Below are 26484 nucleotides of genomic sequence, written 5' to 3' on the forward strand. Positions count from 1 at the left end.
CCGTGTCTTGAAGCTGCTGCTCGGCGGCGAGTACATCTGTTCGGTACGCTTCCGTGACGAGTTCAGCCTCCTCGAAGATTCCGACGAGCAAGAGGCGGTCAACACTTGGCTGGGGAGCCTGAACATGCGGCTCGCCAGGCTTGGGGAGGACGGTGCGTTCTTCACGGCGCCGACCTGCATCGGATCGAAGGACATCACGCAGGTCAAGAACGAGCTGCTCAAGTTCCGCGACGAGTACGGGCCCGCCGTTCTGCTCCTGGACTTCATCCGGCAGAGCGATGCTGGAAGGGTTTTTCTGAGCCCCGGCGAGTACATCGCGCTGTACGAGCTTGACGCTGCGGTATCGCAGTCGACGATGCTGGAGACCCAGCTCAAGAGTCTCCTGAGCGTCATCGGCAACGCCGCGCAGCGCAACACCAACCACAAGAATCTGCAATGGCTTTTGGACCAGTTGGTGAAGGACGGCTACGCCATCCTGGCGAACAAGGACTCGGGCACGTACCAAGTCACCGGCAAGATTGAGCAGCTCTATGCTGTGCTTCAGTTTCTGGACGAGAACAAGATCATTCGCGATGCCGAGGTCGATGACCGGGAAGCAGACGATACGGCCGGAGACCTCGTCGATGTCGCTCAATCGGACGAGGGGGTTGCGACATGAACGAGTGTGGCGACCAGGTTCAGAAGCTGCTGGCAAGCCTTGCCAAGCACGCAGACCTCATCGCCGAGGCGTTCGATGGCGCTGTCTCGGGCGGTGACAAGCAGCGGAGCGCTGGGATTGAGGCCCTGTTCGGGCTGGGTGTCCTCAAGCCGTACGACGAGGACTGCTATCGGCTAAACCCGCGGCTGCGCGAGTTCTTTGCGGACTACTTTTCAAGCTACCACGCCTTCCAGGCGCTGCGGCGAATGTCCGGCACGATGCGGCAAGCGCAGGAGCAGTGGAGAGAGCTGCGGCGCCTGAAGGTGGCTGGAGCCTCAAAGGATGTCGGGCGGCTCTACGCGGCGCTCGATGAGTCTATTGTGGAGATGGCGTACACCATCGAGCACAACCTCGCCATGCTCCATTCGCTTTTGTCTACCCAGTACGGCAACGTTGACGACCTGAGCTCTAAGCTGAGGCAGAACCGCTACTACGCTAGGCAGGTGACTCAGTTCCTCCGAGACGTCGAGCGCATCGACGCTTTCGTTGAGCAAATCGCCGAGGAGGCTATCGCCGCAGGTCTCGGGGACGTTCGGCACTTGGTCACCCGCCGGCTGGGCGCTCGATGTCTGAACTGGACGTCACAAATCAAGGACGCGCAGGCCGTCATCAGCAAGCGGCTGTTCGAAGCCAAGCTGATGGAAGACCGACTCAAGCAGCTGTCCCGGTTCGCCCTTTGGCTGACGCGGCATAAGACCGTCGACGGCTGGGAACTTGCCGTGGAAGAGAGCGTCAACGTGGCCATCTTCCGGCCCGAACACATCGAGCTTTGCACTCAGCCAGACGTTGCGGACGCCGACCCCATGGCTTGGGACGGACTCCTTGCCGCTGTGGCCAAGCTTCCGCCTAAGCAGGTACCCGCAGCCCCTCGGGCCGAATCAGGGCCGCAACTGCTCCTCGAAGACGATGGCACCGATGTCGAGGAGTCACTTGACCCGGCCCAGCGGGCCCTTCGAGAGTTGGTGACCCACGCGAGCCACTCAGCATCGCCCATCTCGCTGCTTGACTGGAAGCGAGGTCGAACGGAGTTGGTCGACGTGAGCGACGAGGCTTGGCTGATGTTCTCTTGCCTGCAACTCAAGGGCGGCGGACTGCGCTTGACCTTCGTGGAGCAGCTCGCCATGGACCCGTTCCCCATCAACGAGGCGTTCTACGACGTCGAAGTACGCAGGCCGCCGCCAGAGGTGGCCTGATGCCCTTCAACGCGCAAAAAATCCTGTTCCTCCAGCGATTGGTCAGAGAGAGGCCGACGCAGCGGCGGGTGGGTGAGGTCTCGCAGCACTTTTGCGAGCATTACAGCCTCGGCACAATGGTCGGGCGACAGGTGGAGTATCGCGATGAACACCACCGCATGGCAGAGTCGCTCCTGCGCAACCACGACCTCCCGGTGACGCCGATGGCAGCTGGGGCGAGTCGTTCAGACGTGGCTGCATTCGGGGGGCTTTCGGAGAAAGCACTGAGCGCAGCACCTCACGCTGGGTCAGTCGGTATCAAGTGTATCGGTGACTGCATGCTCAACGCCTCTGCGCTCAGGACGCCTGAGGGCACGTACCTTGTTGCCGCTCCGGAGGTCGCGGTCCGCGTCACGTGTGACAGGCTTATGCTCGTTGAGAACTTGGAGACGTTTCGGCAGCTCGAGCGCTACAACTGGATTGACTACCGGGGCCTTGCTGTTCTGGCTGTCTATCGAGGAGATTCGGCGTTGTCCACCGGTGATGCACTGAAACTTGTTCGAACACGCTCGGAGCCCGTCTGGGCCTTTGTCGACTTCGACCCCGCTGGGCTCGTTATCGCAAACGCGCTGCCCGCCGAGCGACTGGAAAGAGTCGTTCTGCCGCCCGTCGCTTGGCTTCGAAAAGCTGCGGAGACCGTGCGAGGTCGTCAGTTGTTCGACGAACAAGACCAGAAGGCTCGGCTGGGTCTGGACCGCGCGGCTCACCCTGATGTGCGTTCGGCTTGGGTCGAGCTACGAAAGCTTCGCAGTGGCGTAACCCAGGAGCGGATGCTCCTTACCCCGAAGCACCGAGAAGCGGAGGAGGCCGACTGAATCGCCCGTCGTCATGTTCAGAAAGATGCAGGCGTTAAGGCATGGCGCCGCCCGTAGATTTCCAGTGCCATGGGTGCCGACCGGCTTGCAACGGCGACGTTCAAGGCTCAAAAAATCTGTGGCTGTGGTGTATCAAAACATGTAACAACGATCTGGGCCGTTGTTGGCATTGATTTTTCAGGAACTGGGCCATCATCGGCGTGTGGCCGGCCGATTCCTTGTCGGAGCCGATTTTTTCTTTATGGGACAAGGGTTTACCGTCGACGAGCATTGCAGACTGTGGTGGCCATTCGAGACCGTATTAGACAAGAGGTCGCTGACCGACCCCGGCAGACCCCCCCTGCGGTCCGGCGACCGAGCCCCGCTTACCCTGAACAGCCGGATGGCCAGCGTTCCCCGCCCGGCGTCTGCCGTTCAGGGATGCCCGACGACGACCTCGCTGATCTGGAGCACGGGCGCCAGGTCGGTGTAGTTGGGGATGTCGTCCATGATCTCCTTGGCGTGGGGGCCGAAGCCGGCCTGGAAGGTCTCCACGGAGTCGCAGAAGATGTGGCACATCCCGATGTAGGTGGCCGGTGTTCCCGGCATCCCGCCGGCCAGTCCCTTGTCGATGGTGTAGTAGCGGCAGCTGTCGCCCATGCGCGCCTTCACGAGCGGCATGTGCTGGTCGCGGTAGTAGTCGTGGTTGAACCGGGCGCCGGCCTGGTTGGGGTACATCACGCTGACCTTGATCATGGGTTTGCTCCTGGTTGGGGGTGTCGGGGGACTGTCCTGCCATCCATGCAGACCGCGTCCCGCCAGCGCATCATGCGCGGGCCCGCGTCCTGCGACGAGGCGGCAAACCCTCCCGCCCGAGGCTGCATGGCCGCCACCGAGCTGGAGATCCGCGACGCCTCGCTGCAGTTCGTGCGCAAGCATGCCCGACAACACCGCGGCGCAGCGCTTCTACGCCAGCTTCGGTTTCGTCGAACGTGGCATTGACGACAGTGAGGAGATGGTCGCCGTGCTGCCCTGCGTTGCCGCATGATGGGGGTGCATCCGCGCTGTCCCGCGGAACAGGAGCACGCCATGAACCAGCCCTTGCCGCTGAGCCCGGCCGAGATGTACGAGCGCCACTTCGTGCCCGCGATGTTCCGGCCCTGGTCCGCGCTGCTGCTGCGCCATGCCGCGATCCAGCCGGGGGCGCGGGTGCTCGACGTGGCCTGCGGCACGGGCATCGTGGCGCGCGAGGCGGCGCCGCTGGTCGGGGAGGGCGGCCAGGTGGTCGCCCTGGACATGAACCCCGCCATGCTGGCCGTGGGGCGTTCGCTGCCGGCGCCGGCCGGTGCCGCGATCGACTGGCGGGAGGGCAATGCGATGGCGCTGCCCTTCGCGGACCGCAGCTTTGACACCGTCCTCTGCCAGCACGGCCTGCAGTTCTTTCCCGACCGCGTGGGCGCCCTGCGCGAGATACGCCGCGTGCTGGCGACCGGCGGTCGGGTGCAGGTGATGGTCCTGCAGGCGCTGGCGCTGCACCCGGTCTTCGAGGTGCTCATGACCGCGGTGGCGCACCACCTCGAACTGCCGATCGACGCGGTCATGACGCCGTTCGACTTGCCGGAGAGCGAGGCGCTGCGGACGTTGCTGGTGGCCTCGGGCTTCCCGTCCGCGGAGGTGCTGCCGGTGTCCACCACCGTGCGGTTTCCGGATGCCGAGCGCTTCGTGCCGCTGGCGGTGGCGAGTTCGGCGGCCGCGGTGCCGGCGTTTGCGCAGCTGACCGCGCCCGCGCGTGCGGCGCTGCTGGACGCGGTCCGGCTTGACGTCGAGCCGATGGTCGCCCGCTACCGGGATGCCGGGGGGGTGGCGTTTCCGATGTGGGCCCACGTGGGCATCGGCCGCATCTGAGCGCCCATCCGAGCGCCCATCAGAGCGCCCGTCAAATTGTCACAGTCGAATCGGAGACTCCGGGGCACAACACCAGGATTCCTCCGATGCGCCTCGCTTCCTTGCCGTTTGCCACCCTGCTGTTCACCTCCACGCTCGCGGCCTGCGGAGGCGGCACGTCCGACCCGGTGGTGGCCTTCGGTCCCTTCAGCTGGAAGCGCGTCAAGCCGCTGTGAGCGTGGCGGCTCAGCCGCGCGCCCGGTACTCCGAGAAGATGCCCAGCTCGACGTGGCGGTCCACGTCGAGCAGGCCGTGCGCGGCGAGCGTGTGCACCACCTCGGCGGGCGGCACACAGGCTTCGATCGTGTCCCAGTAGTAGCGCCAGAGCATCGGCGTGCCTTCCGCCTTCGACACCAGCTTTGCCATGAGCGGCACGGCGCCCCGCATGTAGGCCTTCAGCAGCGCGTTGCCCCAGCGGCTCTCGGCGCGGGTGATCTCCAGGATCAGCAGCCGGCCACCGGGTTTCAGCACGCGGCGGAACTCGGCCGCGGCCGCCGCGAAATCGGCGATGTGGCGCAGCGCGTAGCCCATCACGACGAAGTCGGCGCTGGCGTCCGGCACGGGAATCGACTCGGCGCGGCCGACGCGGCACTCGACCGGCGTGTCGAACTTCGCTTCCTTCATCATCCCCGGGCTGGGATCGACGCCGATCAGCCGCGACGGCTCGCCGGTGATCTTCAGGATCTCGCGCGACACCAGGCCGGTGCCCATGCCGACATCGACCACCTGCATCCCCTTGGCCAGCCCGGCCCGGCGCAGCGCCTGGTGGCGGTACCACGAGCCGGTGCCCAGGCCGAGGATCTTCTCCAGCCGGTTGTAGTCGACGGCGGTGTCGTCGAAGGTGGCGCGCAGGAACTGCTCGCGGGCCCCGGCATCGCCGCTGCGGTAGTAGGCCGGCAGCGGGGCATGGGGCAGGTGCACGAGCGAGGAAGGCTCCTCGTGTGACGAAGTGGACGGTTGCGCCATGGTGGAGTAGCCCTGTATTTGCAATGAAATCTGGCCGATGGTAATGCGGGCCACGCCGTGCCGCCCGATCGAGTCTGAAGCGTTTGGTAAAATGCGGGTTTCCTCTGACCGCTGCGCTTCCCCTCAGGACAGGCTGACATGACCACTGCCGACACACCATTGCTTCAGGAAGTTGCCGCACTGCTGGTCGATGCGCTCAATCTCGACACCCCCGCGGCAGACATCGACCCCCAGGCCCCCCTTTACGGCGAAGGTCTCGGCCTCGATTCGATCGACATCCTCGAAGTGGCGCTGGTCGTCTCCAAGCGCTATGGCTTCCAGCTCCGCTCCGACGACGAGCAGAACGTACGCATCTTCTCGTCGCTGGCGAGCCTGGCCGACCACATCGCCGCGCACCGCACGGTCTGAGCCGCGCATGTCGGCGCGCGGGCGACTCCTGCTGCTGGTCCTGGCGGCCATCGGCGTGGCGCTGGGCTCGCACTGGCTCCTCACGTGGGCGGCACAGTCCACGTTCGCGCCGCTGGTGCAGGGCCTGTTCCTCGCGCAGCACGCAGGGGTCCACGCCGCGCTGGCCCTCTGGTTCGGCGCCACGCTGCGCCGCGGCCACCAGCCGCTGATCTCCCAGCTGGCGCAGCGTGTGCACGGCGACCTGACCCCCGCCATGGCGCATTACACGCGGCAGGTCACGCTGGCCTGGGTGCTCTACTTCCTCACGATGGCCGTGGTGTCGCTGGGGCTGTACGCCAGCGGGCAACTGCACGCGTGGTCGCTGCTGGTCAACGCCATCACGCCAGTGGCCTCGCTCGCGATGTTCGTCGGCGAATACGTGCTGCGCTACCGGTTGCACCCGGAGTTCGAGCGGGTCGACTTCAGCGCCGCGATGCGCGCCTTTCGCGACCACCGGACGGATCGGGGTTCACGGGCATGAACGACTCCTTGCCACTGCTGGCCGACGGGCCAGGCCTCGACACGCCGCTGGCCTGGCGCGGCGGGCAGCCGCTGTCGCGCGGACAGTATCTGCAGGATGTGGCCGCACTGGCCGCGACGCTGCCCGAGGGTGGCCCGGTGCTGGCCATGACTGGCGACCGCTACCGCTTCGCGCTGGCGCTGGGCGCGGCGCTGGTGCGCGGGCAGGCGGGGCTGATGCCGCCGAACCACACGCCGGACATGGTCGAGCGGCTGCGCGGGCTGTTTCCGGGGGCGTATGTGCTGGCCGATGACGAGGCGCCGGGGGTGGACTTGCCGGTGGTGTCTTTGGTGGAGTCGGTGGGGGCGGAGGGGTTGGTGGCGGGCGTGGGTTCCCGCTTGCGCGGGAATGACACGGACATGCCGCGGATCGCCGGGGACCACGAGGCGGCGCAGGTGCTGACCTCCGGTTCGACCGGCGCGCCGATGCCGCATGGCAAGCGCTGGGATCTGCTGAACGTCAACCTCCGCGCCGAGGCGGCGCGGCTGGCCGAGGCGCTGGGGCGGACGGATCTGCAGGGCGTGACCCTCGTCGGCACGGTGCCGGCGCACCACATGTACGGCTTCGAATCGACCGTGCTGCTGGCGCTGCTCGGCGGAGCGGCGTTTGCGGCGGAGCGGCCGTTCTTTCCCGGCGACATCGTGCAGGTGCTGGCCAGCGTGCCACGGCCGCGGGTGTTGGTGACGACGCCGTTCCATCTGAAGACGCTGGTCGAGTCAGGGCTGGCGCTGCCGCCGGTCGACCTGACGCTGTGCGCCACCGCGCCGCTGTCGCCGCAACTGGCCGCACGCGCCGAGGCCGCGCTGGGCGGGCCGCTGGTGGAGATCTACGGCTGCACCGAGGCCGGGCAGGTCGCCACGCGCCGCACCACCGACGGCCCCGAGTGGCGTACCTTCGACGGCCTGACGCTCTCCGGCGATGGCGAGCAGGTGGTGGTGCGCGGCGGCCATGTGCCGGTGCCGACGCCGCTGGCGGACGTGCTGGAGGTGCTGTCGCCGACGCGCTTCCGGCTGCTCGGCCGCTCGAACGACCTGATCAACGTCGCCGGCAAGCGCAGCTCGCTGGCGCACCTGAACTACCACCTCAACAGCATTGCCGGGGTGCAGGACGGCGTCTTCTGGCTGCCGCCGGACACGGGCGGCGAGGACATCGTGCGGCTGGTCGTGCTGGTCGTGGCACCCGAGGTGACACGTGATGCGCTGCTGGCGGCGCTGCGGCAGCGGGTGGATGCGGCGTTTCTGCCGCGGCGCGTGCTGCGCGTGGAATCGCTGCCGCGGGATGCGACCGGCAAGCTGCCCGCGGCGCGGCTGTCGGTGCTGGCCGAGTCGCTGCTGGCCGCGCAGGGGCAGGGGCATGGGCAGGGGCGCGCCGGTGGCTGAGCTGCGCTGCGTGCCGGTGGCCGTGCCGCGCGACCATCCCGCCTTCGACGGACATTTCCCCGGCCGGCCGCTGCTGCCGGGTGTCGTGCTGCTGGCGCAGGTGGTCGAGGCGCTGCGGGCCGATCCCGAGGCCGCGGCCTGGCTGGGCGAGGCGCCGCGGCTGAGTGCGGTCAAGTTCGTGGCACCTGTGCTGCCGGGCGCCGATCTGGCCGTCTGCTGGACGCCGCCGGGCGCCGGCAGCCGGCTGCGTTTCGAGGTGCGCCGGCATGGTCCGGGCGACGATGCGGCTGGGGTGCTCGCCGCGACGGGCCAGTTCGACGCTGGTCCCGCCGCCCTATGACGGACCGCGCCGATTGGGCCCACCAGCGCGAGCGCAGCAACCTGCTGGCGCTGCGCATGATGCGCTGGATCGCCACCACGCTCGGGCGGCGCGTGTCGCGGCTCGTGCTGCACCCGATCACGCTGTATTTCCTGTGCTCCGGCGGCCCGGCGACGCAAGCCTCGTCGGCTTATCTGGCGCGGGTGCTGGGCCGCGCGCCGCGCTGGACCGAGCGCTACCGCCACGTCCACCACTTCGCCGCGACCGTGCTGGACCGGGTCTACCTGCTGCGCGGGCAGTTCGACCAGTTCGAGATCCAGGCCACGGGGGTGGACCACCTGGACGGGGTGCTGCTCGAAGGCCGTGGCGTGCTGCTGGTGGGCGCGCACCTGGGCAGCTTCGAGGCGCTGCGCTCGCTCGGGCAGGCGCGGCGCGGGCTGCGCGTGGCGATGGTGATGTACGAGGACAACGCCCGGCAGATCAACGCCGCGCTGCAGGCCATCGCGCCGGACGCCGACCTGCACGTGATCGGCCTCGGCCGGCTCGAAGCGATGATGGCGCTGAGCGAGTGGCTCGACGGCGGTGGCGTGGCCGGTCTGCTGGCCGACCGCACGCTCAACGCACCGCCCGGTGCCGGCGCGGCGCAGCGGGCGCGCACGCAGCGCTTCGACTTCCTCGGCCAGTCGGCGACCTTCTCGGACGGGCCGTTCCGGCTGGCGGCGCTGCTGCGGCGGCCGGTAGTGTTCATGACCGGGCTCTACCATGGCGGGCGCCGCTACGAGCTGCGCTTCACGCCGCTGGCCGATTTCACGCAGCGCCCGCCGCGCGGTCCGGGCGCGCGGGAGGCGCTGGACGCGTCGATCCACGACGCAATGTCGCGCTATGTGCGCCTACTGGAGGATCTGTGCCGTGAGACGCCTTACAACTGGTTCAACTTCTTCGATTTCTGGGCTGCAGGTGCGGCGAGCGATGGGGGCGATGCTGTGCGCGCTGGTGCTGGGCCTGCTGCTGCCCCTGTCGCCGAGCCGGGCGGCGGCGTTCGACCTTGACGCGCTGATGGCCCATCTCGCCCAGGTGAAGTCCGGCGAAGCCACCTTCACCGAGAAGCGCACCGTCTTCCAGCTCGACCAGACACTCGAATCGAGCGGCCGCCTCAGCTTCGCCGCCCCCGACAGTTTCACCCGCGAGACCCTGAAGCCGCGCCGCGACCGCATGGCCGTCGTCGGCAACCAGCTCACGGTGAGCCAGGGCAGCCGCAGCCGCTCGACCACGCTCGATTCGGTGCCCGAGGCGGTCGTCATCGTCGAGGCGATCCGCGGCACGCTCACCGGCAACCGCGAGACGCTGGAGCGCTACTTCACCACCCAGCTGCTCGGCGGCGCCGAGCGCTGGAGCCTGGACCTCGTGCCGCGCGATGCCCGGCTGCGCGGGCAGGTGGCGCAGGTGCGCGTCAGCGGCCGGCAGGGCCAGCTGCGCGAGGTGCAGATCACGATGACCGACGGCGACCGCTCGGTGATGCAGATCGAGCCGGTGACCACCGAGCGCAGCCCGTGAGCGGCCTGAGCGGCGTACGCGGCATGCGCGCCCGGGTGCTGTGGGTCTGGCTGGCGCTGATGGCGCTGGCGGTGTGGGGCTGCGTGCGGGCGACCTACGTGGCCGACCTGTCCGCCTTCCTGCCCGCGGCGCCGACCGGCGCGCAGCGGGTGCTGATGGCGCAGCTGCAGAACGGTGCGACCGCGCGCGTGCTGATGATCGGCCTGCGCGGCGGCGAACCGGCGCAGCGGACGGACGCCTCGCTGCGGCTGGCCGAGGCGCTGCGCGGCAGCGGCCTGTTCGAGGCGGTCCACAACGGCGACCACGCCGCGGACGCCACCACCGGCGAGTTCCTCTTCCGCCACCGCTACCTGCTCAGCCCGGCGGTCAGCGCCGAACGGTTCACGGTGGACGGCCTGCGCGAAGGCATCGCCGACACCGTCTCGCTGCTCGGCACACCGGCGGGCGTGCCGCTCAAGCCGCTGCTCTGGCGCGACCCGACCGGCGAGACGGCGCGCATGGCCGAGGCGATGTTGCCGGCCAACGCGCCGCGCAGCGACGGCGGCGTGTGGGTGTCGCGCGAGCAGCCGCGGGCGCTGCTGCTGGCGACGGTGCGCGCCGACGGCGGCGATCTGGACGGGCAGGCGCAGGCGCAGGCGCTGGTGCGCACGCGCTTCGCGGCGCTGGCGGCCGCGGCGCCGGGTCTGACGCTGGAAATGAGCGGGCCGGGCGTGTTCGGCGTCGAGTCGCGGGCGCGCATCCAGAGCGAGGTCGAGCGGCTGGCCACCGCCGGCACGGTGGCGATGGTCGCCTTGCTGCTGGTGGCCTTCGGCTCGCTGCGGGCGCTGGGCATCGCGCTGCTGCCGGTGGCCAGCGGCGTGCTGGCGGGCATCGTCGCGGTGGACCTGGGCTTCGGGCAGGTCCACGGCATGACGCTCGGCTTCGGCACCACGCTGATCGGCGAGGCGGTCGATTACGCGGTCTATTACCTCGTGCAGGCCCGCGCGGGCGGCCACGCGCAGTGGCAACGCAGCAGCTGGCCGACGGTGCGGCTCGGGCTGTGGACCTCGCTGGCGGGGTTCGCGGCGCTGGCGTTTTCGGGCTTCGCGGGGTTGGCGCAGCTGGGCGTGTTCTCGATGAGCGGGCTGGTGGCTGCCGCGCTGACGACGCGCTACCTGCTGCCCGTGCTCGCGCCGCAGGGCAGTCCCGGGCAGGGCCTGCGCGTGGCGCTCGGTCGGGTGACGGCGCGGCTGTGCGCGGTCCTGCCGGTCTGGCGCCGGCCGCTGCTGTCGGTGACGCTGGTCGCCGCCGGCTTGCTGGTGGTGCTGCCGTCGCCGTGGCGCGGCACGCTCGCGGCGCTGAGCCCGGTGTCGGCCGACGCGCTGGCGCTGGACGCCTCGCTGCGCGCCGACCTCGGTGCGTCCGAGGCCGGCACGCTGGTCGCCATCGAGGCGCCGGACGAGGCCACCGCGCTGCAGCGCGCCGAGCAGGCCGGTGCCCGGCTCGACACGCTGGTGGAGCAGGGCGCCTTGCTCGGCTACGACTCGCCCGCGCGCCTGTTGCCGAGTCCGGCGACCCAGCTCGCCCGCCGCGCTGCACTGCCCGAGGCGGCCCTCCTGCGCGAGCGGCTGGCGCAGGCGACCGAGGGCGGCCCGCTGCCAGCGCAGAAGCTGGCGCCCTTCATCGACGAGGTGCAGGCCCAGCGCCCGCTCGCCCCGGTCACGCTGGCCGGACTGAAGTCGGCCGCCCCGGTGCTGGCCAGCGCCGTGCAGGCGCAGCTCACGCCGGCCCGGGCAGGGCGGCCGTGGACCGTGCTGATGAACCTGCAGGCGCCGGCCGGTGCGTCGGGGGTGGACACGGCCCGGCTGCGCACCGCCCTGCACGACCTGCCGGACACCCGCGTCGTGCAGATCGGCACCGAACTGGACGCGCTCTACGCCCACTACCTGCAGCAGGCGCGCTGGCAGGCGGGCCTCGGCGCGCTGGCCGTGGTCGCGCTGCTGGCCTGGCACCTGCGCTCGGCGCGGCGGCTCGGGCGGGTGCTGCTGCCACTGGTGGCGAGCGTGGTGCTGGTGCTGGCGGGGCTGACGCTGTCGGGCCAGGCGCTGGGCATCCTGCACCTCGTGGGGCTGCTGCTGGTGGCGGCGGTGGGGTCGAACTACGCGCTGTTCTTCGACCACCTGCAGGCGGTGGCAGAGCTGGGCACGGCCGGCGGCTCCAGCCCCGGCCCCGATGCCGACACGCTCGCCTCGCTGCTGATGGCCAATGTGACCACCGTGGTGTCGTTCGGGCTGCTGGCCACGGCCTCGGTGCCGGCGCTGGCCGCCGTCGGGCAGGCGGTGGCGCCGGGGGCGCTGCTGGCGCTGGCCCTGTCGGCCGCATTCATGCCCGCGCTGGGACGGCATGGGAGAATCGACCGCCCGCAGACCCCTGCGCGGCTCCATTGAGTAGTCCCTTTCCATGCCCGTCAAGTCGCCGCCGCTTCGATCTCCCTCGATGCCCCCGACGCCCTGGCCGCTGCCGCCGCTGCTGCAAGCCAGCGCGGCCCTCCACCTGGGTGCCGTCCTGTTCCTGCTGACCGCGCCCGCCCGCTGGCCCTGGGCGCTGGCGGCCCTGGCGCTGAACCACCTGGTGCTCACCGCCTGTGGCCTCTGGCCACGCTCTACCGCGCTGGGCGCCAACCTGCTGCGCCTGCCGCCCGCCGCGGTCGCGCGGCGCGAGGTGGCGCTGACCATCGACGACGGCCCCGATCCCGAGGTCACCCCCGCCGTGCTCGACCAGCTCGACGCCGCCGGCGCCAAGGCCACCTTCTTCTGCATCGCCGACCGCGCCGCAGCCCACCCCGCGCTGCTGCACGAGATCCGCCGCCGCGGCCACAGCGTGCAGAACCACAGCCAGCACCACCGCCACACCTTCTCGCTGCTCGGCCCCCGCGGCTTTGCCCGCGAGATCGACGCTGCGCAGGCCACCTTCACCACGCTGACCGGCGAGGCGCCGACGCTGTTCCGCGCCCCGGCCGGGCTGCGCAATCCCTTCCTCGCGCCCGTGCTGCACCGGCGCGGCCTGACGCTGACGAGCTGGACCCGCCGCGCCTTCGACACCCGCACTGCCGATCCGCAGCAGGTGCTCGACCGCCTGACGCGCGGGCTGGCAGCGGGTGACATCCTGCTGCTGCACGACGGCCACGCCGCCCGCCTGCCCGATGGCCAGCCGGTGATCCTGGCCGTGCTGCCGGCGCTGCTGACGGCGTTCCGGGACGCCGGGCTGCAGCCCGTGACCGTCTCCGAAGGGCTGCGCACAACCCCATGAACACGATGCACCACTCTGCACCGAATGCGGTGACGCTGGCGGGCGACCCCGCCGACGATGGCGTCTGGCGGGCGCTGCTGGACCGCGCCAGCGCCCCTTACCGCCGCGCCGGCCGCTTTGCCTGGCATTTCGCCCGCGGCAAGCTCGGCATGGACCCCGTCTTCCGCCACCTGCTCGTGGCCGGTCTGCTGCCGCCGGACGCGCGGGTGCTGGACATCGGCTGCGGCCAGGGGCTGCTCGCCAGCCTGCTGCTGGCGCGTGGTGCCGGTGTCGTCCGTTTCACCGGCATCGAGCTGATGGCGCGTGATGTGGCGCGGGCCCGCACGGCGCTGGCCGGCGCCGACACGGCCACCTTCGTCTGCGGCGACATGTGCGCGGCGGACTTGCCCGTGTCGGACGTGGTGGTGATCCTCGACGTGCTGCACTACGTCGATGTACCGGCGCAGGACCGGGTGCTGGCCCGGGTGCGCGATGCGCTGGTGCCGGGCGGGCGGCTGCTGCTGCGCGTGGGCGATGCCGGCGCGCGCCGCGGCTTCGCGATCAGCCAGTGGGTGGACAAGCTGGTGACCAGCGTGCGCGGCCACGTCGCGCCGCCGACGCATGGCCGGCCGCTGTCCGCCTGGATCGCGCAGCTGCAGACGCTGGGCTTCGACGTCGAGGCGCGGCCCATGAGCCAGGGCACGCCGTTTGCCAACGTGCTGCTGGTGGCGCAACGCAGCCAAGGAACTGCCGCATGACCCCGTTGCCGATCACCCACGCCACCTTGACCACCGCGCTCGGCGCCGGTTGCGCCGCGCACACCGAGGCGGTGGCCGCCGGCCGCTCCGGCCTGCAACCCTGCGTGTTCGACGATGTGACGCTGCCCGGCTGGATCGGCGCCGTCGACGGGCTGGACGCCGTGGCCCTGCCCGCCGGCCTGTCCGCCTTCGACTGCCGCAACAACCGCCTGGCGTGGCGCGGCCTGCAGCAGGACGGTTTTATCCCGGCCGTGGCCGCCGCCCGCGCCCGCTGGGGGGCGCACCGCGTGGCCGTGCTGCTCGGCACCAGCACCTCCGGCATCCTCGAGACCGAACTCGCCTACCGCCACCGCACTGCGGACGGCGCGCTGCAGCCCGGATTCCACTACGCACAGACCCACAACACCTTCTCGATCGCCGACTTCGTGCGCACCGCGCTGAGGATCACCGGGCCGAGCTGGGTGGTCTCCACGGCGTGTTCGTCCAGCGCCAAGGTCTTCGGCGACGCGGCGCGGCTGATCGACGCCGGCTGGGCCGATGCCGCCATCGTCGGCGGCGTGGACAGCCTGTGCCTGACGACGCTGTACGGCTTCCAGTCCCTCGAACTGTTTTCACCCGAGATCTGCCGCCCCTGGGACGCCGGGCGCAGCGGCCTCTCGCTCGGCGAGGCGGCGGCGTTCGCGCTGCTGGAGCGCGCGCCAGTGCCGGGCCAGACGCCGGCCGGCCACCTGCTCGGCGTCGGCGAGAGCAACGACGGTCACCACATGAGTTCACCCCACCCCGAAGGCCTCGGTGCCATCGCCGCGATGCGCCAGGCGCTGGCCGAAGCCGGCCTCGCGCCCGCGCAGATCGACTACATCAACCTGCACGGCACCGCCACACCCAACAACGACGCCGCCGAGGACCGCGCGGTGCGCACGGTGTTCGGCACGGGCGTGCCCTGCAGTTCCACCAAGGGCGCCACCGGCCACACGCTGGGCGCGGCGGGCGGTGTCGAGGCGGTGCTCTCGCTGCTGGCGCTGCGCGACGGGCGGATGCCGGGCGGGCTGAACCTGCGCGAGCGCGACCCGGCGCTGCAGGTGGCCTATCTGACCGAGAACCGGCTGGCGCCGCTGCAGCGGGTGCTGAGCAACTCGTTCGGCTTCGGCGGCTCGAACGCAAGCCTCGTGCTGGGGGCGGCGTGATGGCGGTGCGGCCCCTTTCTGTCGTGGTGCGCGGGGTCGGTCTGACCGGGCCGGGGCTGGTGTCGTGGGCGGCGGCGCAGGCGGTGCTGCGGGGCGATGCGGCGTATGGGCCGGCGCCTGCGGTGGTGCCGGCGTCGCCGCGCCTGCCAGCGGCCGAGCGCCGCCGTGCCGGCACCGCGATCAAGATCGCCATGGCGGTCGCCGACGCCGCCTGCACCGACGCTGGCGCCGATCCGCAGACGCTCGGCAGCGTCTTCACCTCGTCCAGCGGCGACGGCAACAACTGCCACACGCTGTGCGAGACGCTCGGCAACCCGAACCCCGCCGACCGCCTGGTCTCGCCGACCCGCTTCACCAACTCGGTCCACAACGCCCCCGCGGGCTACTGGCACATCGCCGTGGGCAGCCGCGCCGCGTCGACCAGCCTGTGCGCTTTCGACGCCAGCTTCAGCGCCGGCCTGATCGCCGCGCTGGCGCAGGTGCACGCGGCACGCACGCCGCTGCTGCTGGTCGCCAGCGACACGCCTTACCCCGAGCCGCTGCACACGGTGCGCCACCTGCCCGATACGCTGGGTGTGGCGCTGGTGCTAGCGCCCGTGCCGACCGGCGAGACCCCGGACGCCGCGAACGCGATGACCTTGTGCGTGACACTCTGCCCGGCCGAGCAGGCACCGCCCGAAACGCCCTGCCGCGACGCCGCGCTGGAGGCGCTGCGCCAGCAGATCCCCGCCGCGCGCGCGCTGCCGCTGCTGGAAGCACTCGCCCGGGGCGTGGCGGCCACGGTCGTGATCGCCGCCGCAGCGCCGCTGGTGCTGGTGATCGAGGTGGTGCCGGCATGAGTGCGGCCACGGCGCCGCTGCTGGACGCGGCCGGCATCCGCGCGCTCGTCCCCCACGCCGGTCGCATGGCGCTGCTCGACACGCTGCAGGCCTGGGACGCCACGACGATCCGCTGCACCGCCACCGGCCACACCGCGCCCGACCACCCGCTGCGCAGCGCGGGTGGCCTGCTCGCGCCCGCCGCGATCGAATACGCCGCGCAGGCTGCCGCGCTGCACGGCGGGCTGATCGCAGCGGCGTCCGGGTCTGCCGCTGGCGCGGGCGTGCGGGGCGGGATGCTCGCCAGCGCCCGGTCGGTGCAGTTCCACCGCTGGCGGCTCGACGATCTGCCCGGCCCGCTCACCATCACCGCCGAGCGCCAGGCCGGCGACGCGCGCCAGTGGCTCTACGCCTTCACCCTCACGCACGGTGGCCAGCCGGTGGCCGACGGCCGGCTGACCGTGGTGCTCGAACCCGAGATTCCGACATGAAACGAGCCCTCGTCACCGGCGCCAGCGGCGACCTTGGCCGCGCCATCGCGCTGCGTCTGGCCCGCGACGGCCTGCACGTCATCGCCCACGCCAACACCCGCCTGGCCGAGGCCGAGGCGGTCGCCGCGCAGATCCGTGCCGAGGGTGGCTCGGCCGAGGCGGTGGCCTTCGATGTCACCGACGCCGAAGGCAGCCTCGCCGCGCTGACCGCGGTGCTGGAGGCCGGTCCCGTCCAGGTGCTGGTCAACAACGCCGGCATCCACGACGACGCTGTGTTCCCGGGGATGCGCGCTGCGCAGTGGCACCGGGTGATCGACGTCTCGCTGAACGGCTTCTTCCACGTCACCCAGCCGCTGACGCTGCCGATGATCCGCACCCGCTGGGGCCGCATCATCAGCATCAGCTCGGTCGCCGCCGTGGCCGGCAACCGCGGGCAGGTCAACTACGCCGCCGCCAAGGGCGCGCTGCACTCGGCGAGCAAGGCGCTGTCGATGGAGCTGGCCAGCCGCGGCATCACGGTCAATGTGGTGGCGCCCGGCATCATCGCCTCGGCGATGGCGGATGCCGCCTTCGACGCCCAGGCCATCGCCCAGCTCGTGCCCGCCAAGCGCGCCGGCACGCCGGACGAAGTGGCCGCGCTGGTCGCCTTCCTCGCCGGGCCAGACGCCGGCTACATCAGCGGGCAGGTGATCTCGGTCAATGGCGGGATGGTCGGATGACGGTTGAATCGGTCGCCCTAGCGGCATCGGCGGCGGCGCGCGCGGCGGGTGTCCACGCGAGCGAGGCGCTGCTGTTCTCGGTGCTGATGCAGCTGGTCGTCATCGTGCTGGCCGGGCGGCTGGGCGGGGTGGTGGCGCGGCGGCTGGGGCAGTCGGCGGCGGTGGGCGAGATCGTCACCGGGCTGCTGCTCGGGCCCTCGCTGTTCGGTGCGCTGGCGCCCGGCCTGTTCGCGCTGGTCTTCCGCTCCAGCCCGCCGCAGACGCTGACCATCCTGTCGCAGATCGGCCTCTTGCTGCTGATGTTCCAGATCGGCCTGGAGTTCGACTTCGGCCACCTCTCGGAGCGGCGCAACAGGCGCGCGGTGTGGTGGGTGGCGCTGGCGGGGCTGGTGGCGCCGTTCGGGCTGGGCTTCGCCTTCGCCTGGGGCTTGCCCGAGGTGTACCAGGTGGCGGGGGCGCCGCGGCTGGCGTTTGCGCTGTTTGTCGGCACGGCGTTCTCGATCACCGCGCTGCCCATCCTCGGCCGCATCCTGATCGAGTTCGACCTGACCCGCACGCCGCTGGGCGTCATCACCATCAGCGCCGCCGCGATCAACGACGTGGTGGGCTGGCTGCTGCTGGCGCTGGTGACGGCGCTGAGCACGGCGGCGTTTTCGGCCGGTGCGTTTGCGCGGGAGGTGGCGCTGGTACTCGGGTTCGGCGCGCTGTCCTGGCTCGTGATCCGCCCGCCGCTGGAGCGCTTCGCCCGTGCCCGCATGGCCGCGGACGGGGGCGTGCTCGGCCCGACGCTGATGGGTGTCGTCATCGCCGTGGTGTTCGCCATGGGCATGTGCACCTACCAGCTTGGCATCTTCGCCATCTTCGGCGGCTTCATGGCCGGCGTGCTGCTGCACCGCCAGCGCGACTTCGCCGAGGCCTGGCAGCTCAAGGTCGGCAGCTTCGTGCAGGTGTTCTTCCTGCCGATCTTCTTCACCTACACGGGGCTGCGCACCGACATCGGTGCGCTGTCCAGCGGGGCGGCCTGGGGCTGGTGTGGCCTGCTGATCGCGCTGGCGACGCTGGGCAAGTTCGGCGGCTGCGCGCTGGCGGCCCGCGTCGCCGGGCTATCGCCTCAAGCGGCGAAGCTGGTCGGCATCCTGATGAACACGCGGGCGCTGATGGAGCTGATCATCATCAACGTCGGGCATGACCTGGGCGTGATCGGCCGCGAGGTGTTCACGATGCTGGTGCTGATGGCGGTGTTCTCCACCATCGTCACCACGCCGATGCTGCGCCGCTGGCTGCCGGCCCTGCGCGGCGACCGGGTGCTCAGCTCAGGACCGGATTGCTCCCCGGCAATGCCTTCGCCGCCGTCTTCGCCACCCCTGCCAACTGCGAGCCGGTGATGTCCGCGGCGCTCCAGCCGCGGTTGAGGTCGAGGCCGGTGAGCTGCCAGTCGTGCACCGGCAGGTGCGGAATGGGCTTGCGCAGGCGCTCCTGGAAGCGCGTCGGCCACTCGATGCCCTGGAAGTTCTGGAAGTCCGACAGATCGACCTCGGCCACCGCGCCGCGCGTTGACGCCAGCCCTTCCAGCGTGAAGCGCACGCGCCGCACGAGCCGGGTGCGCCGGTCGATGCACAGCACGATCTGCTCCACCGGCGAGAAACCCAGCCCCGGCACCAGCCGCACCATCAGCCGCTCGCAGGCGTAGTCGCCGACCTGCTCCAGCCCGGCCAGCTTCATCACCAGCGGATGGTCGACCAGCGCCAGCGGGCCGAGCAGGAAGAGCCGGTAGCCATCGGCCACCAGCGCCGAGGCCTGGCGCAGTGGCTCGTCGGTGGTCGGGCGGCCGTTGTACCAGACCTGCACCTCGCCGGTGCCGGTGCCCTGGCCCATGCGGCGCACGACCTGCTTGTGGCCGCCCGGACCAATGTGGGTCTGGGCGATCAGGCCCTCGGCGGTCAGCAGCCGCTCCTGCGAACTGCGTCGGAAGCGGGTGTCGGTGAGTTCGGGCTGGATGCGGCCGATCAGCGGGCGCCACTCGCCGCTGTAGCTCACGTTGAGGTCCTTCACGCGGCGCCAGGCGGGCAGGCCGTGGGCGGCGGCGCACTCGTTGAACAGGGCCAGCGCGGCCGGATCGGTGGTTTCCTTCGCGTCGATCGGCGACAGCGGGGCCGATGCGCAGCCGCCCAGCGCCCCCAGCGCTGGCAGCAGCGGGACAAGCGCGGCGGCGGCCAGAACGCGTCGGCGGGAGGTATCGGCAGTGTCTCGGCTCATTCGCATTCGGACCTCGTGGGTGGATGGACTGCCAGTGTGCCCACCGGGCAACGACCTGACCAGCAGCGCACCTGAAAGATTCCCGCAATTCGGTATCTGGAACGCTCTGGACCCGGAGGAACCGCGGGGGGTACCGGTTCTCAACGTCCGAGCAGGTGAAACGGCGGACGCCGTCTCAGCCGGCGAGCCACCAGCCACGGCAGCCGCAGCACGAATTCCAGCATCAGCCGGCTGTGCATCCAGGTCAGCAGCACGTTGTCGCGCCCATAGCGGAAGTGCGAGACCCCGCCGTCCTCCGGGCGCAGGTACTTCACCGGCGCATCCACGTTGAGGGGCGCCACGCCGCGCCACGCCAGCCGCACCACCGCCTCGGTGTCGAAGTCGAAGCGCCGCATCCACGGCTGTCGGCGCATCACCGCGATCAGATCGGCCACCGGGTAGACGCGGAAGCCGTAGAGCGAGTCGCCGATGCCCGCGCCCAGCGTTTCCAGGTCGGTCCAGCCGTTGGAGATGCGCCGCCCGCGCACGCGCAGCAGCGGCGCCGAGGCGTCGAACACCGGCCGACCCAGCACCATCGCGTCCGGCTGCGCTTGCGAGCGCTGCATGAAGGCGGGGATCAGGTCGGCGGGGTGCTGGCCGTCGGAGTCCATGGTCAGGGCGTGGGTGATGCCGGCCTCGCGCACGGCGAGCAGGCCGGTCAGCACGGCCGCGCCCTTGCCGCGGTTCTCGGGCAGCACGATCAGGTGCAGCTGCGCGTCCTGCGCCGCCATCGCGCGCAGGCCGTCGGCGGTGCCGTCGTCGCTGCCATCGACGACGACCCAGACTGGCGCCCACTGCGCGCGCGCCTCGCGCACGGTCTCATACACCTTGGCGCCGGTGTTGTAGCTGGGGATGATCACCGCGTGGGTGCGCGAGGGCAAAGGCAAAGACGAAGGCGTGGTCACGGTCACCGGGCGAGTTCCTTCGAGAAATAGGCTTGCAGGCGCTGGCGCAGCGCTTCGTGGTCGGCGTCGGGGTCGAAGCGCTCGCCCAGCCGCACGCGGAAGACCACCGGCAGCGGCGGCAGGCGCCACAGCGGCCAGCCCTTGCCGGCGTAGGGCGAGTCGGTCTCGATCAGCACCGTCTGGATCGGCACGCCCGCGCGCTGGGCCATCAGTGTGATGCCGGGCATCAGCGGGTGGACCGTGGTCGGCGAAGGGCTGCGGGTGCCCTCAGGGAAGAGCACGAGGTGGTCGCCCGCCTTCAGCCGCTCGACGGCGCCGCGGATCATGTGCCGCGGCGAGTTGTTGGCGATGTAGCGGGCCAGTCGCGAGCCGGCGCCGAGGAAGACGTTGTCCATCAGCGAGGCCTTCATGATGCAGACCGTGCGCGGCACGCGGGCAATGATGATCAGCGCGTCCAGCAGGCTCGGGTGGTTGGCCGCGATGATCAGGCCGCCCGGTTCGTCGCGCAGCGCGGCGAGCGCCGTGTTGTCGATGCGCAGCAGGCCGCTCAGGCGTGCGCTGGCCCAGAAGATCCGGTAGACCCAGGACACGCCCGATTGCCCGACCGTCCGGCCACGCGCCTCCGGCAGCAGTGGGTGCAGCACCACCGCGACCAGGTTCCAGGCCAGCGAGAGCACACCGAGCCAGCACAGCACCAGCAGCAGCCACGGCGTCAGCAGCAGGCGCAGCGGCAGAGGGGGTTGGCGTTGCTCAGTCATCCGAACGGGCTTCCTCGTCGGAGTGGGCGAACAACCAGGCCACCGCCACGCCTGCCGACACCGCCTGGCGCTGGCGCACCAGCGGGCTGTCGGCGAAGGTGGCCCCGTCGAGCCGCTCGTAGCGCACGAAGGCGCCGATCCACGTGCGGTCGAAGCGCTGCGACACCGCCGCCAGCGCTTGCCAGCCGGCGTAGCCGTTGCGGGCGGTGTAGGCGGGACGGTCGGTGGTCACGTCTGCCGCGGTCACGCCGTAGTAATGGGCGTGCAGCCGCTGCGAGCCCCATTTCGGGCCGGCCTGCAGGCCCAGGTTCCAGCCGGACGACCAGCGCGGCAGGTCCAGATTCAGCGTCGGAGTCACCACGGTGCCGAGCATGGGGGTGCTGCGGGTCAGACCGACGACCGCCCGCACCGGCAGGCTGGCGTACAGCCGGGCCGATCCGTCCGCCGCGTTCCAGAGCTGCGCGGTGAGCTTCGGACCGAGTTCCACGGTCGCGGGCAGGTTGGCCATGCCGAGCCGGGCCGGGTTGTCGTGGCTGCGCACCGGCGCCGAGGCATGGGCGCTCAGGGTCAGCTCCCAGCCGGGGGCGTCGATCAGCACGGCGCGCGCGCCCTCGCGGTCCGCGCGCAGCCACTGGCCGCGGTAGACGATGAAGGGCACCGGCAGCAGGTAGCGGTGCGACACGTCGGCGCCGACATAGTCCGGCAGCTGCACCGCGGCGGCGCCGATGCCCAGCTCCCAGAGCGGCCGGCGCGGTCCCTCGGGTTCCGGTTCGGCCCGGACGGGCAGGGCGGCCAGGGCCGCGGTGAGGGCGCAGGCAAACGCGGTGTACTTCATCTTCATGGGGGGGACTCTCCGTGGCATTCGATCTCGACCAGCAATTCGCTGCGGCACACATCCGCCTGCAGATAGACCGCCCCGCGGGCGGCCGGCGAGTCTGCGCCCACGGCCTGTTCGAACACCGCGCGCACGGCGTCCAGATCGGCGGCGTGGCGGACGTAGACGGTGTGCGCGAGCCGCTCCAGCGCGAAGCGGGCGGGGGTCACGGCGTGGGCGGCGTCGAGCACGGCACGCAGGTTGCGCAGCGTCTCCTGCGTCTGCTGCACGACGTCGCCCGGGTGCACCGAGGCATGGCCGACGATGCTGGCCGTGCCCGAGACGAACAGCGTCTCCCGCCCCGGCACCAGCGCGACCAGCGCGGCGCGCGAGAAGGTCGGGCTGCGCGGGCCGTAGTCGGCGGGGTAGTGGTAGGCGCTGGTCTGGCGCGGGTTCTCGACCGGGCGCGGCGCCTGCGGTCCGGCGAGGAAGGCCAGCGAGACCAGTACCCCGTCCGTGCCGAGCGCGCAGGCGGCCGGCGCGCCGTCGAAGGCCGCCGCACCCGCGTCCAGAAACGCCTGCTGGCGCCCGATGTTGAAGTGGCGGTAGACCTCCAGCCCGTCCAGCGTGGTGTTCAGCTGCGGCAGGTAGTTCCAGACCTTCAGCAGGTGCCGGCCGCCGTGTGCACGCAGCGTGCGGAACAGGTCGGTGTAGAGCTGGTGCGTCAGGGCCTGCAGCGCCACGCCGGTCGCCGGCATCGGCACCACGGCCTCGCCGTAGAGCCACTGGCCGTCGTCCTGGTGGCAGACCAGCCCGGTGCGGCCGTGGCGGACCGGGCTGGCGCTGGTCCAGCGTTCGGTGATCACGCGGGCCGGATGCAGCACGGCTGGCAGCCCGGCCTGTGCGACACCCGGGTGCAGGTCGCGCTGACCGAGCGGAAGGACACCCGCGGTGCGGGTCTGGTCGGCGCTGTGGGGCCGACGTTCGAACTGCAGGCTCACGCGGCGGCCACCTCGACATCGCGCAGGTTGTGCTGCCGCCGCCGCCACGCCTTCCACGTGCGCAGCGGATGCGCCAGCGAGACCAGCCAGTACAGGCTCTTGAAGGCATTCAGCGGGCCGCGAAAGCGCGTGCTGCTGTAGATGTCGCCGGCCAGCACCGTCAGCAGCGCCTCCTGCATGCGCAGCGGGTTGGCCGGCGCCATGAAGAACTCGCGCATCGTCGGGTTGGTGACGCGGAAGATGAACCAGCTGAACTCCTTCGGCCCCGCGCGCATGAAGCGCTCGAACGCCGCGCGCTCCACCGTGCAGGACGACGGGTGCTTGTCGAGCGACGCCTCCACCAGCGGCAGCGCGGCATAGGCGCTCTGCATCGCCAGGTAGACGCCCGAGGAGAACACTGGGTCGATGAAGGCGAAGGCGTCGCCGAGCATGGCGTAGCGCTCGCCGGTGCAGTGTGAGCCGGTGTACGAGTAGTTGCCGGTGGCGTGGACCAGGTCGTCGACGAGTTCGGCGTCTTTCAACCGGTCCGCGAGTTCGGGGCACATCGCGATCGTGTCGCGGAAGAACTCGAGCACCGGCTTCTTGCGCGACTTCATGTAGTGCGGCCACGCGACCGCGCCGACGCTCGTCGTGCCGTCCGCGAGCGGGATGAACCAGAACCAGCCGTGCGCGAACCAGAGAATCGTGATGTTGCCTTCCTGCTTGCCTTCGAGGCGGCGGGCATTGCGGAAGTGGCCATAGAGCGCCGAACTCGCGTGATCCGGGTGCTTCTGCTTCGACTTGAACTTGTTCGCGAGCAGCGTGTCGCGGCCTGTTGCATCGACGACATAGCGGCAGCGCCAGGTCTGCCGAGCGCCATCGTCTGACTCGATCTCGACGTTGGCGCCATCGCTGTCGAACTCGACGCCTCGGGCGCGGTGGCCTTCGAGCGCTACCGCACCCGCGTTGGCGGCGTTGCGGAACAGGATCTCGTCGAGATCGGCGCGGCGCACCTGCCACGCGTAGGGCATCGACTTGTCGAGCGCGTCGCCGAATTCGAGGTAGCTGCGGTGGGCGTGGTCCTGGGACACGAACTCGACGCCCCACTTCGGCATGCCGATCGCTTCGACTTCTGCGCGCACGCCCAGGTCGTCGAACAGCGAGACGTTCGCCGGCAGCAGCGATTCGCCAATGTGGAAGCGCGGGTGGTGCGCTTTCTCGATCACGGTGACGCTGCGTCCCTGGCGGGCGAGCAGGGTGGCGAGCGTGGAGCCGGCTGGACCACCGCCGATGACGAGCACATCGCAGCGCCGGACTGCGCGTCCGTCGATCGGATCAGAAGGTGATGGCAGCTTGGTCATGGCGGAAGGCGGTCGATAAGACGAGAGTGATTTTAGGGTGGGGGGATGCGTTACAGTTTTCACGCTTGGCGCATGTTCACAACACGAGACGGATCCCTATGAAGCTCGCCCTCATCACCGACATCCACGCCAACCGCGAAGCCTTCGAGGTCTGCCTGGAGCAGGCGCACCTGCACGGCGCGGACCGGCTGGCCTTCCTCGGTGACTTCGTGGGCTATGGCGCCGATCCGGGCTGGGTGGTCGAGCAGGTGCGGGACATGGTCGGGCAGGGGGCGATCGCCGTGCGCGGCAACCACGACGAGGCGGTGGCACGCGGGCCGAGCGACCATCTGGTGGAGGACGCCCGCCGCGCCATCGAGTGGACCCGCGCGCAGCTCACGCCTGCGCAGCTCGATTTCCTCGGCGCGCTGCCCTACACGCGGGAAGACCTGGGCTGCCTCTTCGTCCACGCCAACGCCTTTGCGCCGCCCGCCTGGGACTACATCCTCGGCCGCAACGAGGCCGTGCGCAGCATGATGGCCACCGAGGCGCGCCACACCTTCTGCGGCCACGTCCACCAGCCCGCGCTCTACCACCTCTCCAGCACCGGCAAGATCGCCAACTTCACGCCGGTGCCGGGGGTGGCGGTGCCTGTACCGGGACATCGGCAGTGGCTGGCGCTGCCGGGCTCCTGCGGCCAGCCGCGCGACGGCAATCCGGCGGCCAGCTGGGCGATGTTCGATCTGGCGCGGCTGACGCTGACCTTCCACCGCGTCCCGTACGACCACGATGCCACCGCCGCGAAGATCATCGCCGCGGGCTTGCCCCGGGCATTGGGCGACCGGCTGCACCAGGGGACCTGAGATGAGCGGTGGCATGGTGAATTTCTCGGCCGGCGAGATGGTCGACGGCTTCCTGCTGGAAGAGCGGGTCCACCAGGGCGGCATGGCCAATCTCTGGCGTGTCACCCACCCCGAACACCGCGGCCCGCTGCTGATGAAGGTGCCGCGCATCAAGGGCGGGGAGGACCCGGCCACCATCGTCGGCTTCGAGGTTGAGATGATGATCCTGCCGATGCTGCGCGGCGTGCACGTGCCGCGCTTCATCGCCAAGGGCGACTTCGCGACCCGGCCCTACATCGTCCTGGAGCACATCCCCGGCGAGTCGCTGCGCCCCCGGCTGGACGAGGCGCCGCTGCCGATCGACGAGATCGCCAGCATCGGCGCCCGGGTGGCGACCGCGCTGCACGACCTGCACCGCCAGCACGTCATCCACCTCGACGTGAAGCCCAGCAACATCCTCTTCCGCCCGACCGGCGAGGCGGTGCTGGTCGACTTCGGCCTGAGCCGGCACGACCACCTGCCGGACCTGCTCGACGAGGAGTTCAACCTGCCGATGGGCACGGGGCCGTACATGTCGCCCGAGCAGGTGCAGTTTCTGCGCAGCGAGCCGCGCTCGGACCTGTTCGCGCTCGGCGTGATGCTCTACCACCTGACGACGGGCGAGCGGCCGTTCGGCTCGCCCGACAGCGTGCGCGGCCTGCGCGAGCGGCTCTACCAGCAGCCGATCGCCCCGCGCCGCCACCGCCCGGACTGCCCGCCGTGGCTGCAGGAAATCATCCTGCGCTGCCTGGAAGTCCAGGCCGAGCAGCGCCACCCGAGCGCCGCCCACCTCGCCCACGACCTGCTGCACCCCGACCAGATGCCGCTCACCGAGCGCGCCACCCGCGACAGCGCGCCCAGCCGGCTGCAGACCTGGAAGCGCTGGTTCTCCGCGCTGGGGGCGGAGCCCTCGGTGCGCGGCACAGTGGGCGACCAGCTCAAGCGGGCGCCGATCATCCTGGCCGCGGTCGATGTGGAAAACGCCGCCGAGCCGCTGCTGGACCTGCTGCGCGAGACGGTGCGCCGCATCGTGGCGACCGAACCGGGGGCGCGGCTGGCCTGTGTGGGCGTGATGAAGATCAACCGCATCGGCATCGACGAGCTGACCGACAAGGCCGGCCAGAGCCTGCACGTCAAGCAGCTCGTCGGCCTGAAGCACTGGGCGCGCCCGATCGCGCAGGGGCTGGGCCTCAGCACCGGCCTGCTGACCTTCCACGTGCTGGAGGCGCCGGACCCGGCCGCGGCGATTGTCGAGTTCGCCCGCCGCACGCAGGTCGACCACATCGTCATGGGCGCGCGGGCGAGTTCGGCGCTGCGGCGCTACCTGGGCAGCGTGTCGTCCGAGGTGGTGGCGCAGGCGGACTGCACGGTCACGGTGGTGCGGGTGCCGCCGGCGCAGGGCGAGGTGGAGGACAGCTGAGC

General features: G+C 70.8%; 29 protein-coding genes. 21 read left to right on the forward strand and 8 right to left on the reverse strand.

Annotated elements, in window-relative coordinates; translation table 11 throughout:
• Positions 1 to 7: 7 nt before the first annotated feature.
• From AABN02_RS04670 to AABN02_RS04680, 3 genes are read left to right on the forward strand one after another with little or no spacing between them, the layout of a single operon-like run.
• On the forward strand, positions 8 to 658 hold the full coding sequence (locus AABN02_RS04670) for a hypothetical protein (RefSeq protein ID WP_338413753.1): 651 nt from the start codon (positions 8 to 10) through the stop codon (positions 656 to 658).
• Complete coding sequence (locus AABN02_RS04675) at positions 655 to 1890, forward strand: hypothetical protein (RefSeq protein WP_338413754.1); 1236 nt, start codon at positions 655 to 657, stop codon at positions 1888 to 1890. The genes AABN02_RS04670 and AABN02_RS04675 overlap by 4 nt, the downstream gene beginning before the upstream one ends.
• Positions 1890 to 2744: a hypothetical protein gene (locus AABN02_RS04680; RefSeq protein WP_338413755.1), complete on the forward strand. Its 855-nt coding sequence runs from the start codon at positions 1890 to 1892 to the stop codon at positions 2742 to 2744. Before AABN02_RS04675 ends, AABN02_RS04680 begins: the two co-directional genes overlap by 1 nt.
• Before the next feature lie 414 nt (positions 2745 to 3158).
• Here AABN02_RS04680 and AABN02_RS04685 read toward each other — a convergent pair whose 3' ends face one another.
• The gene (locus AABN02_RS04685) at positions 3159 to 3479 is read right to left on the reverse strand and encodes an EthD family reductase (RefSeq protein ID WP_338413756.1); all 321 of its coding nucleotides are present in this window, start codon (positions 3477 to 3479) and stop codon (positions 3159 to 3161) included.
• A 333-nt stretch (positions 3480 to 3812) separates the two neighbouring features.
• On the opposite strand from AABN02_RS04685, the gene AABN02_RS04690 reads away from it, so the two are divergent.
• Both AABN02_RS04690 and AABN02_RS04695 read left to right on the forward strand, forming a co-directional pair.
• Entirely contained in the window at positions 3813 to 4628 is an 816-nt protein-coding gene (locus tag AABN02_RS04690) for a class I SAM-dependent methyltransferase (protein WP_338413757.1), read from the forward strand.
• An 86-nt stretch (positions 4629 to 4714) separates the two neighbouring features.
• Positions 4715 to 4843, forward strand: a complete 129-nt coding sequence (locus AABN02_RS04695) for a hypothetical protein (RefSeq protein WP_338413758.1) — start codon at positions 4715 to 4717, stop codon at positions 4841 to 4843.
• Positions 4844 to 4853: 10 nt separating this feature from the next.
• Here the strand turns inward: AABN02_RS04695 and AABN02_RS04700 are convergent, their stop codons facing one another.
• On the reverse strand, positions 4854 to 5588 hold the full coding sequence (locus tag AABN02_RS04700; protein WP_338413759.1) for a class I SAM-dependent methyltransferase: 735 nt from the start codon (positions 5586 to 5588) through the stop codon (positions 4854 to 4856).
• Between the two features lie 183 nt (positions 5589 to 5771).
• Between AABN02_RS04700 and AABN02_RS04705 the strand changes: the two genes are divergently transcribed.
• Genes AABN02_RS04705 through AABN02_RS04770 form a run of 14 tightly spaced genes read left to right on the forward strand, consistent with a single transcriptional unit; the run spans position 5772 to position 18474 of the window.
• Complete coding sequence (locus AABN02_RS04705; protein WP_310461372.1) at positions 5772 to 6041, forward strand: phosphopantetheine-binding protein; 270 nt, start codon at positions 5772 to 5774, stop codon at positions 6039 to 6041.
• Positions 6042 to 6048: 7 nt separating this feature from the next.
• On the forward strand, positions 6049 to 6561 hold the full coding sequence (locus AABN02_RS04710; RefSeq protein ID WP_338413760.1) for a hypothetical protein: 513 nt from the start codon (positions 6049 to 6051) through the stop codon (positions 6559 to 6561).
• Complete coding sequence (locus AABN02_RS04715; protein WP_338413761.1) at positions 6558 to 7979, forward strand: AMP-binding protein; 1422 nt, start codon at positions 6558 to 6560, stop codon at positions 7977 to 7979. Before AABN02_RS04710 ends, AABN02_RS04715 begins: the two co-directional genes overlap by 4 nt.
• Positions 7972 to 8319, forward strand: coding sequence for a 3-hydroxyacyl-ACP dehydratase (locus AABN02_RS04720; protein ID WP_338413762.1), 348 nt, complete (start codon positions 7972 to 7974; stop codon positions 8317 to 8319). The genes AABN02_RS04715 and AABN02_RS04720 overlap by 8 nt, the downstream gene beginning before the upstream one ends.
• A complete protein-coding gene (locus AABN02_RS04725; protein WP_338413763.1) occupies positions 8316 to 9347 on the forward strand; it encodes an acyl-CoA synthetase in 1032 nt (343 codons plus the stop codon). The genes AABN02_RS04720 and AABN02_RS04725 overlap by 4 nt, the downstream gene beginning before the upstream one ends.
• Positions 9268 to 9852, forward strand: coding sequence for an outer membrane lipoprotein carrier protein LolA (locus AABN02_RS04730; RefSeq protein WP_338413764.1), 585 nt, complete (start codon positions 9268 to 9270; stop codon positions 9850 to 9852). Before AABN02_RS04725 ends, AABN02_RS04730 begins: the two co-directional genes overlap by 80 nt.
• A complete protein-coding gene (locus AABN02_RS04735; RefSeq protein ID WP_338413765.1) occupies positions 9849 to 12278 on the forward strand; it encodes an MMPL family transporter in 2430 nt (809 codons plus the stop codon). The genes AABN02_RS04730 and AABN02_RS04735 overlap by 4 nt, the downstream gene beginning before the upstream one ends.
• Positions 12279 to 12327: 49 nt before the next feature.
• Positions 12328 to 13140: a polysaccharide deacetylase family protein gene (locus AABN02_RS04740; RefSeq protein ID WP_338413766.1), complete on the forward strand. Its 813-nt coding sequence runs from the start codon at positions 12328 to 12330 to the stop codon at positions 13138 to 13140.
• A complete protein-coding gene (locus AABN02_RS04745) occupies positions 13137 to 13877 on the forward strand; it encodes a class I SAM-dependent methyltransferase (RefSeq protein ID WP_338413767.1) in 741 nt (246 codons plus the stop codon). The genes AABN02_RS04740 and AABN02_RS04745 overlap by 4 nt, the downstream gene beginning before the upstream one ends.
• Positions 13874 to 15061, forward strand: a complete 1188-nt coding sequence (locus tag AABN02_RS04750) for a beta-ketoacyl-[acyl-carrier-protein] synthase family protein (protein ID WP_338413768.1) — start codon at positions 13874 to 13876, stop codon at positions 15059 to 15061. The genes AABN02_RS04745 and AABN02_RS04750 overlap by 4 nt, the downstream gene beginning before the upstream one ends.
• Positions 15061 to 15900: a beta-ketoacyl synthase chain length factor gene (locus AABN02_RS04755; protein ID WP_338413769.1), complete on the forward strand. Its 840-nt coding sequence runs from the start codon at positions 15061 to 15063 to the stop codon at positions 15898 to 15900. The genes AABN02_RS04750 and AABN02_RS04755 overlap by 1 nt, the downstream gene beginning before the upstream one ends.
• A complete protein-coding gene (locus AABN02_RS04760) occupies positions 15897 to 16370 on the forward strand; it encodes a hydroxymyristoyl-ACP dehydratase (protein WP_338413770.1) in 474 nt (157 codons plus the stop codon). The genes AABN02_RS04755 and AABN02_RS04760 overlap by 4 nt, the downstream gene beginning before the upstream one ends.
• Positions 16367 to 17089, forward strand: coding sequence for a 3-oxoacyl-ACP reductase FabG (gene fabG, locus AABN02_RS04765; protein ID WP_338413771.1), 723 nt, complete (start codon positions 16367 to 16369; stop codon positions 17087 to 17089). The genes AABN02_RS04760 and fabG overlap by 4 nt, the downstream gene beginning before the upstream one ends.
• The gene (locus tag AABN02_RS04770; protein ID WP_338413772.1) at positions 17086 to 18474 is read left to right on the forward strand and encodes a cation:proton antiporter; all 1389 of its coding nucleotides are present in this window, start codon (positions 17086 to 17088) and stop codon (positions 18472 to 18474) included. The genes fabG and AABN02_RS04770 overlap by 4 nt, the downstream gene beginning before the upstream one ends.
• Here the strand turns inward: AABN02_RS04770 and AABN02_RS04775 are convergent.
• From AABN02_RS04775 to AABN02_RS04800, 6 genes are all read right to left on the reverse strand, one after another.
• Complete coding sequence (locus AABN02_RS04775) at positions 18398 to 19345, reverse strand: hypothetical protein (protein WP_338413773.1); 948 nt, start codon at positions 19343 to 19345, stop codon at positions 18398 to 18400. The genes AABN02_RS04770 and AABN02_RS04775 overlap by 77 nt on opposite strands.
• A gap of 140 nt (positions 19346 to 19485) precedes the next feature.
• A complete protein-coding gene (locus AABN02_RS04780; protein ID WP_338413847.1) occupies positions 19486 to 20271 on the reverse strand; it encodes a glycosyltransferase family 2 protein in 786 nt (261 codons plus the stop codon).
• Between the two features lie 20 nt (positions 20272 to 20291).
• The gene (locus AABN02_RS04785) at positions 20292 to 21047 is read right to left on the reverse strand and encodes a lysophospholipid acyltransferase family protein (RefSeq protein WP_338413774.1); all 756 of its coding nucleotides are present in this window, start codon (positions 21045 to 21047) and stop codon (positions 20292 to 20294) included.
• A complete protein-coding gene (locus AABN02_RS04790; protein WP_338413775.1) occupies positions 21040 to 21888 on the reverse strand; it encodes a MipA/OmpV family protein in 849 nt (282 codons plus the stop codon). The genes AABN02_RS04785 and AABN02_RS04790 overlap by 8 nt, the downstream gene beginning before the upstream one ends.
• Positions 21885 to 22862 carry a Rid family hydrolase gene (locus AABN02_RS04795; protein WP_338413776.1) on the reverse strand — a complete coding sequence of 326 codons (978 nt, stop codon included), beginning with the start codon at positions 22860 to 22862 and terminating at the stop codon, positions 21885 to 21887. The genes AABN02_RS04790 and AABN02_RS04795 overlap by 4 nt, the downstream gene beginning before the upstream one ends.
• Positions 22859 to 24202, reverse strand: coding sequence for an NAD(P)/FAD-dependent oxidoreductase (locus AABN02_RS04800; protein ID WP_338413777.1), 1344 nt, complete (start codon positions 24200 to 24202; stop codon positions 22859 to 22861). The genes AABN02_RS04795 and AABN02_RS04800 overlap by 4 nt, the downstream gene beginning before the upstream one ends.
• Positions 24203 to 24300: 98 nt before the next feature.
• Between AABN02_RS04800 and AABN02_RS04805 the strand changes: the two genes are divergently transcribed.
• Together AABN02_RS04805 and AABN02_RS04810 are read left to right on the forward strand one after the other, a co-directional pair.
• Positions 24301 to 25044 (forward strand): metallophosphoesterase family protein, encoded by a 744-nt coding sequence (locus tag AABN02_RS04805; protein ID WP_338413778.1) that lies wholly within the window; start codon positions 24301 to 24303, stop codon positions 25042 to 25044.
• A 13-nt stretch (positions 25045 to 25057) separates the two neighbouring features.
• Positions 25058 to 26482 carry a bifunctional serine/threonine-protein kinase/universal stress protein gene (locus AABN02_RS04810; RefSeq protein WP_338413779.1) on the forward strand — a complete coding sequence of 475 codons (1425 nt, stop codon included), beginning with the start codon at positions 25058 to 25060 and terminating at the stop codon, positions 26480 to 26482.
• The last annotated feature ends 2 nt before the right edge of the window (positions 26483 to 26484 follow it).

The sequence above is a fragment of the uncultured Sphaerotilus sp. genome, assembly GCF_963924895.1.
Classification (GTDB): domain Bacteria; phylum Pseudomonadota; class Gammaproteobacteria; order Burkholderiales; family Burkholderiaceae_C; genus Sphaerotilus.

What these genes read in the sequence shown, in the direction of transcription:
- AABN02_RS04675 (WP_338413754.1), top strand. Translation starts at nt 655, where the DNA reads ATGAACGAGTGTGGCGACCAGGTTCAGAAGCTGCTGGCAAGCCTTGCC.
- AABN02_RS04680 (WP_338413755.1), top strand. Translation starts at nt 1,890, where the DNA reads ATGCCCTTCAACGCGCAAAAAATCCTGTTCCTCCAGCGATTGGTCAGA.
- AABN02_RS04685 (WP_338413756.1), bottom strand. Translation starts at nt 3,479, where the DNA reads ATGATCAAGGTCAGCGTGATGTACCCCAACCAGGCCGGCGCCCGGTTC.
- AABN02_RS04690 (WP_338413757.1), top strand. Translation starts at nt 3,813, where the DNA reads ATGAACCAGCCCTTGCCGCTGAGCCCGGCCGAGATGTACGAGCGCCAC.
- AABN02_RS04695 (WP_338413758.1), top strand. Translation starts at nt 4,715, where the DNA reads ATGCGCCTCGCTTCCTTGCCGTTTGCCACCCTGCTGTTCACCTCCACG.
- AABN02_RS04705 (WP_310461372.1), top strand. Translation starts at nt 5,772, where the DNA reads ATGACCACTGCCGACACACCATTGCTTCAGGAAGTTGCCGCACTGCTG.
- AABN02_RS04710 (WP_338413760.1), top strand. Translation starts at nt 6,049, where the DNA reads ATGTCGGCGCGCGGGCGACTCCTGCTGCTGGTCCTGGCGGCCATCGGC.
- AABN02_RS04715 (WP_338413761.1), top strand. Translation starts at nt 6,558, where the DNA reads ATGAACGACTCCTTGCCACTGCTGGCCGACGGGCCAGGCCTCGACACG.
- AABN02_RS04725 (WP_338413763.1), top strand. Translation starts at nt 8,316, where the DNA reads ATGACGGACCGCGCCGATTGGGCCCACCAGCGCGAGCGCAGCAACCTG.
- AABN02_RS04730 (WP_338413764.1), top strand. Translation starts at nt 9,268, where the DNA reads ATGGGGGCGATGCTGTGCGCGCTGGTGCTGGGCCTGCTGCTGCCCCTG.
- AABN02_RS04740 (WP_338413766.1), top strand. Translation starts at nt 12,328, where the DNA reads ATGCCCCCGACGCCCTGGCCGCTGCCGCCGCTGCTGCAAGCCAGCGCG.
- AABN02_RS04745 (WP_338413767.1), top strand. Translation starts at nt 13,137, where the DNA reads ATGAACACGATGCACCACTCTGCACCGAATGCGGTGACGCTGGCGGGC.
- AABN02_RS04750 (WP_338413768.1), top strand. Translation starts at nt 13,874, where the DNA reads ATGACCCCGTTGCCGATCACCCACGCCACCTTGACCACCGCGCTCGGC.
- AABN02_RS04755 (WP_338413769.1), top strand. Translation starts at nt 15,061, where the DNA reads ATGGCGGTGCGGCCCCTTTCTGTCGTGGTGCGCGGGGTCGGTCTGACC.
- AABN02_RS04760 (WP_338413770.1), top strand. Translation starts at nt 15,897, where the DNA reads ATGAGTGCGGCCACGGCGCCGCTGCTGGACGCGGCCGGCATCCGCGCG.
- fabG (WP_338413771.1), top strand. Translation starts at nt 16,367, where the DNA reads ATGAAACGAGCCCTCGTCACCGGCGCCAGCGGCGACCTTGGCCGCGCC.
- AABN02_RS04770 (WP_338413772.1), top strand. Translation starts at nt 17,086, where the DNA reads ATGACGGTTGAATCGGTCGCCCTAGCGGCATCGGCGGCGGCGCGCGCG.
- AABN02_RS04775 (WP_338413773.1), bottom strand. Translation starts at nt 19,345, where the DNA reads ATGAGCCGAGACACTGCCGATACCTCCCGCCGACGCGTTCTGGCCGCC.
- AABN02_RS04785 (WP_338413774.1), bottom strand. Translation starts at nt 21,047, where the DNA reads ATGACTGAGCAACGCCAACCCCCTCTGCCGCTGCGCCTGCTGCTGACG.
- AABN02_RS04790 (WP_338413775.1), bottom strand. Translation starts at nt 21,888, where the DNA reads ATGAAGATGAAGTACACCGCGTTTGCCTGCGCCCTCACCGCGGCCCTG.
- AABN02_RS04800 (WP_338413777.1), bottom strand. Translation starts at nt 24,202, where the DNA reads ATGACCAAGCTGCCATCACCTTCTGATCCGATCGACGGACGCGCAGTC.
- AABN02_RS04805 (WP_338413778.1), top strand. Translation starts at nt 24,301, where the DNA reads ATGAAGCTCGCCCTCATCACCGACATCCACGCCAACCGCGAAGCCTTC.
- AABN02_RS04810 (WP_338413779.1), top strand. Translation starts at nt 25,058, where the DNA reads ATGGTGAATTTCTCGGCCGGCGAGATGGTCGACGGCTTCCTGCTGGAA.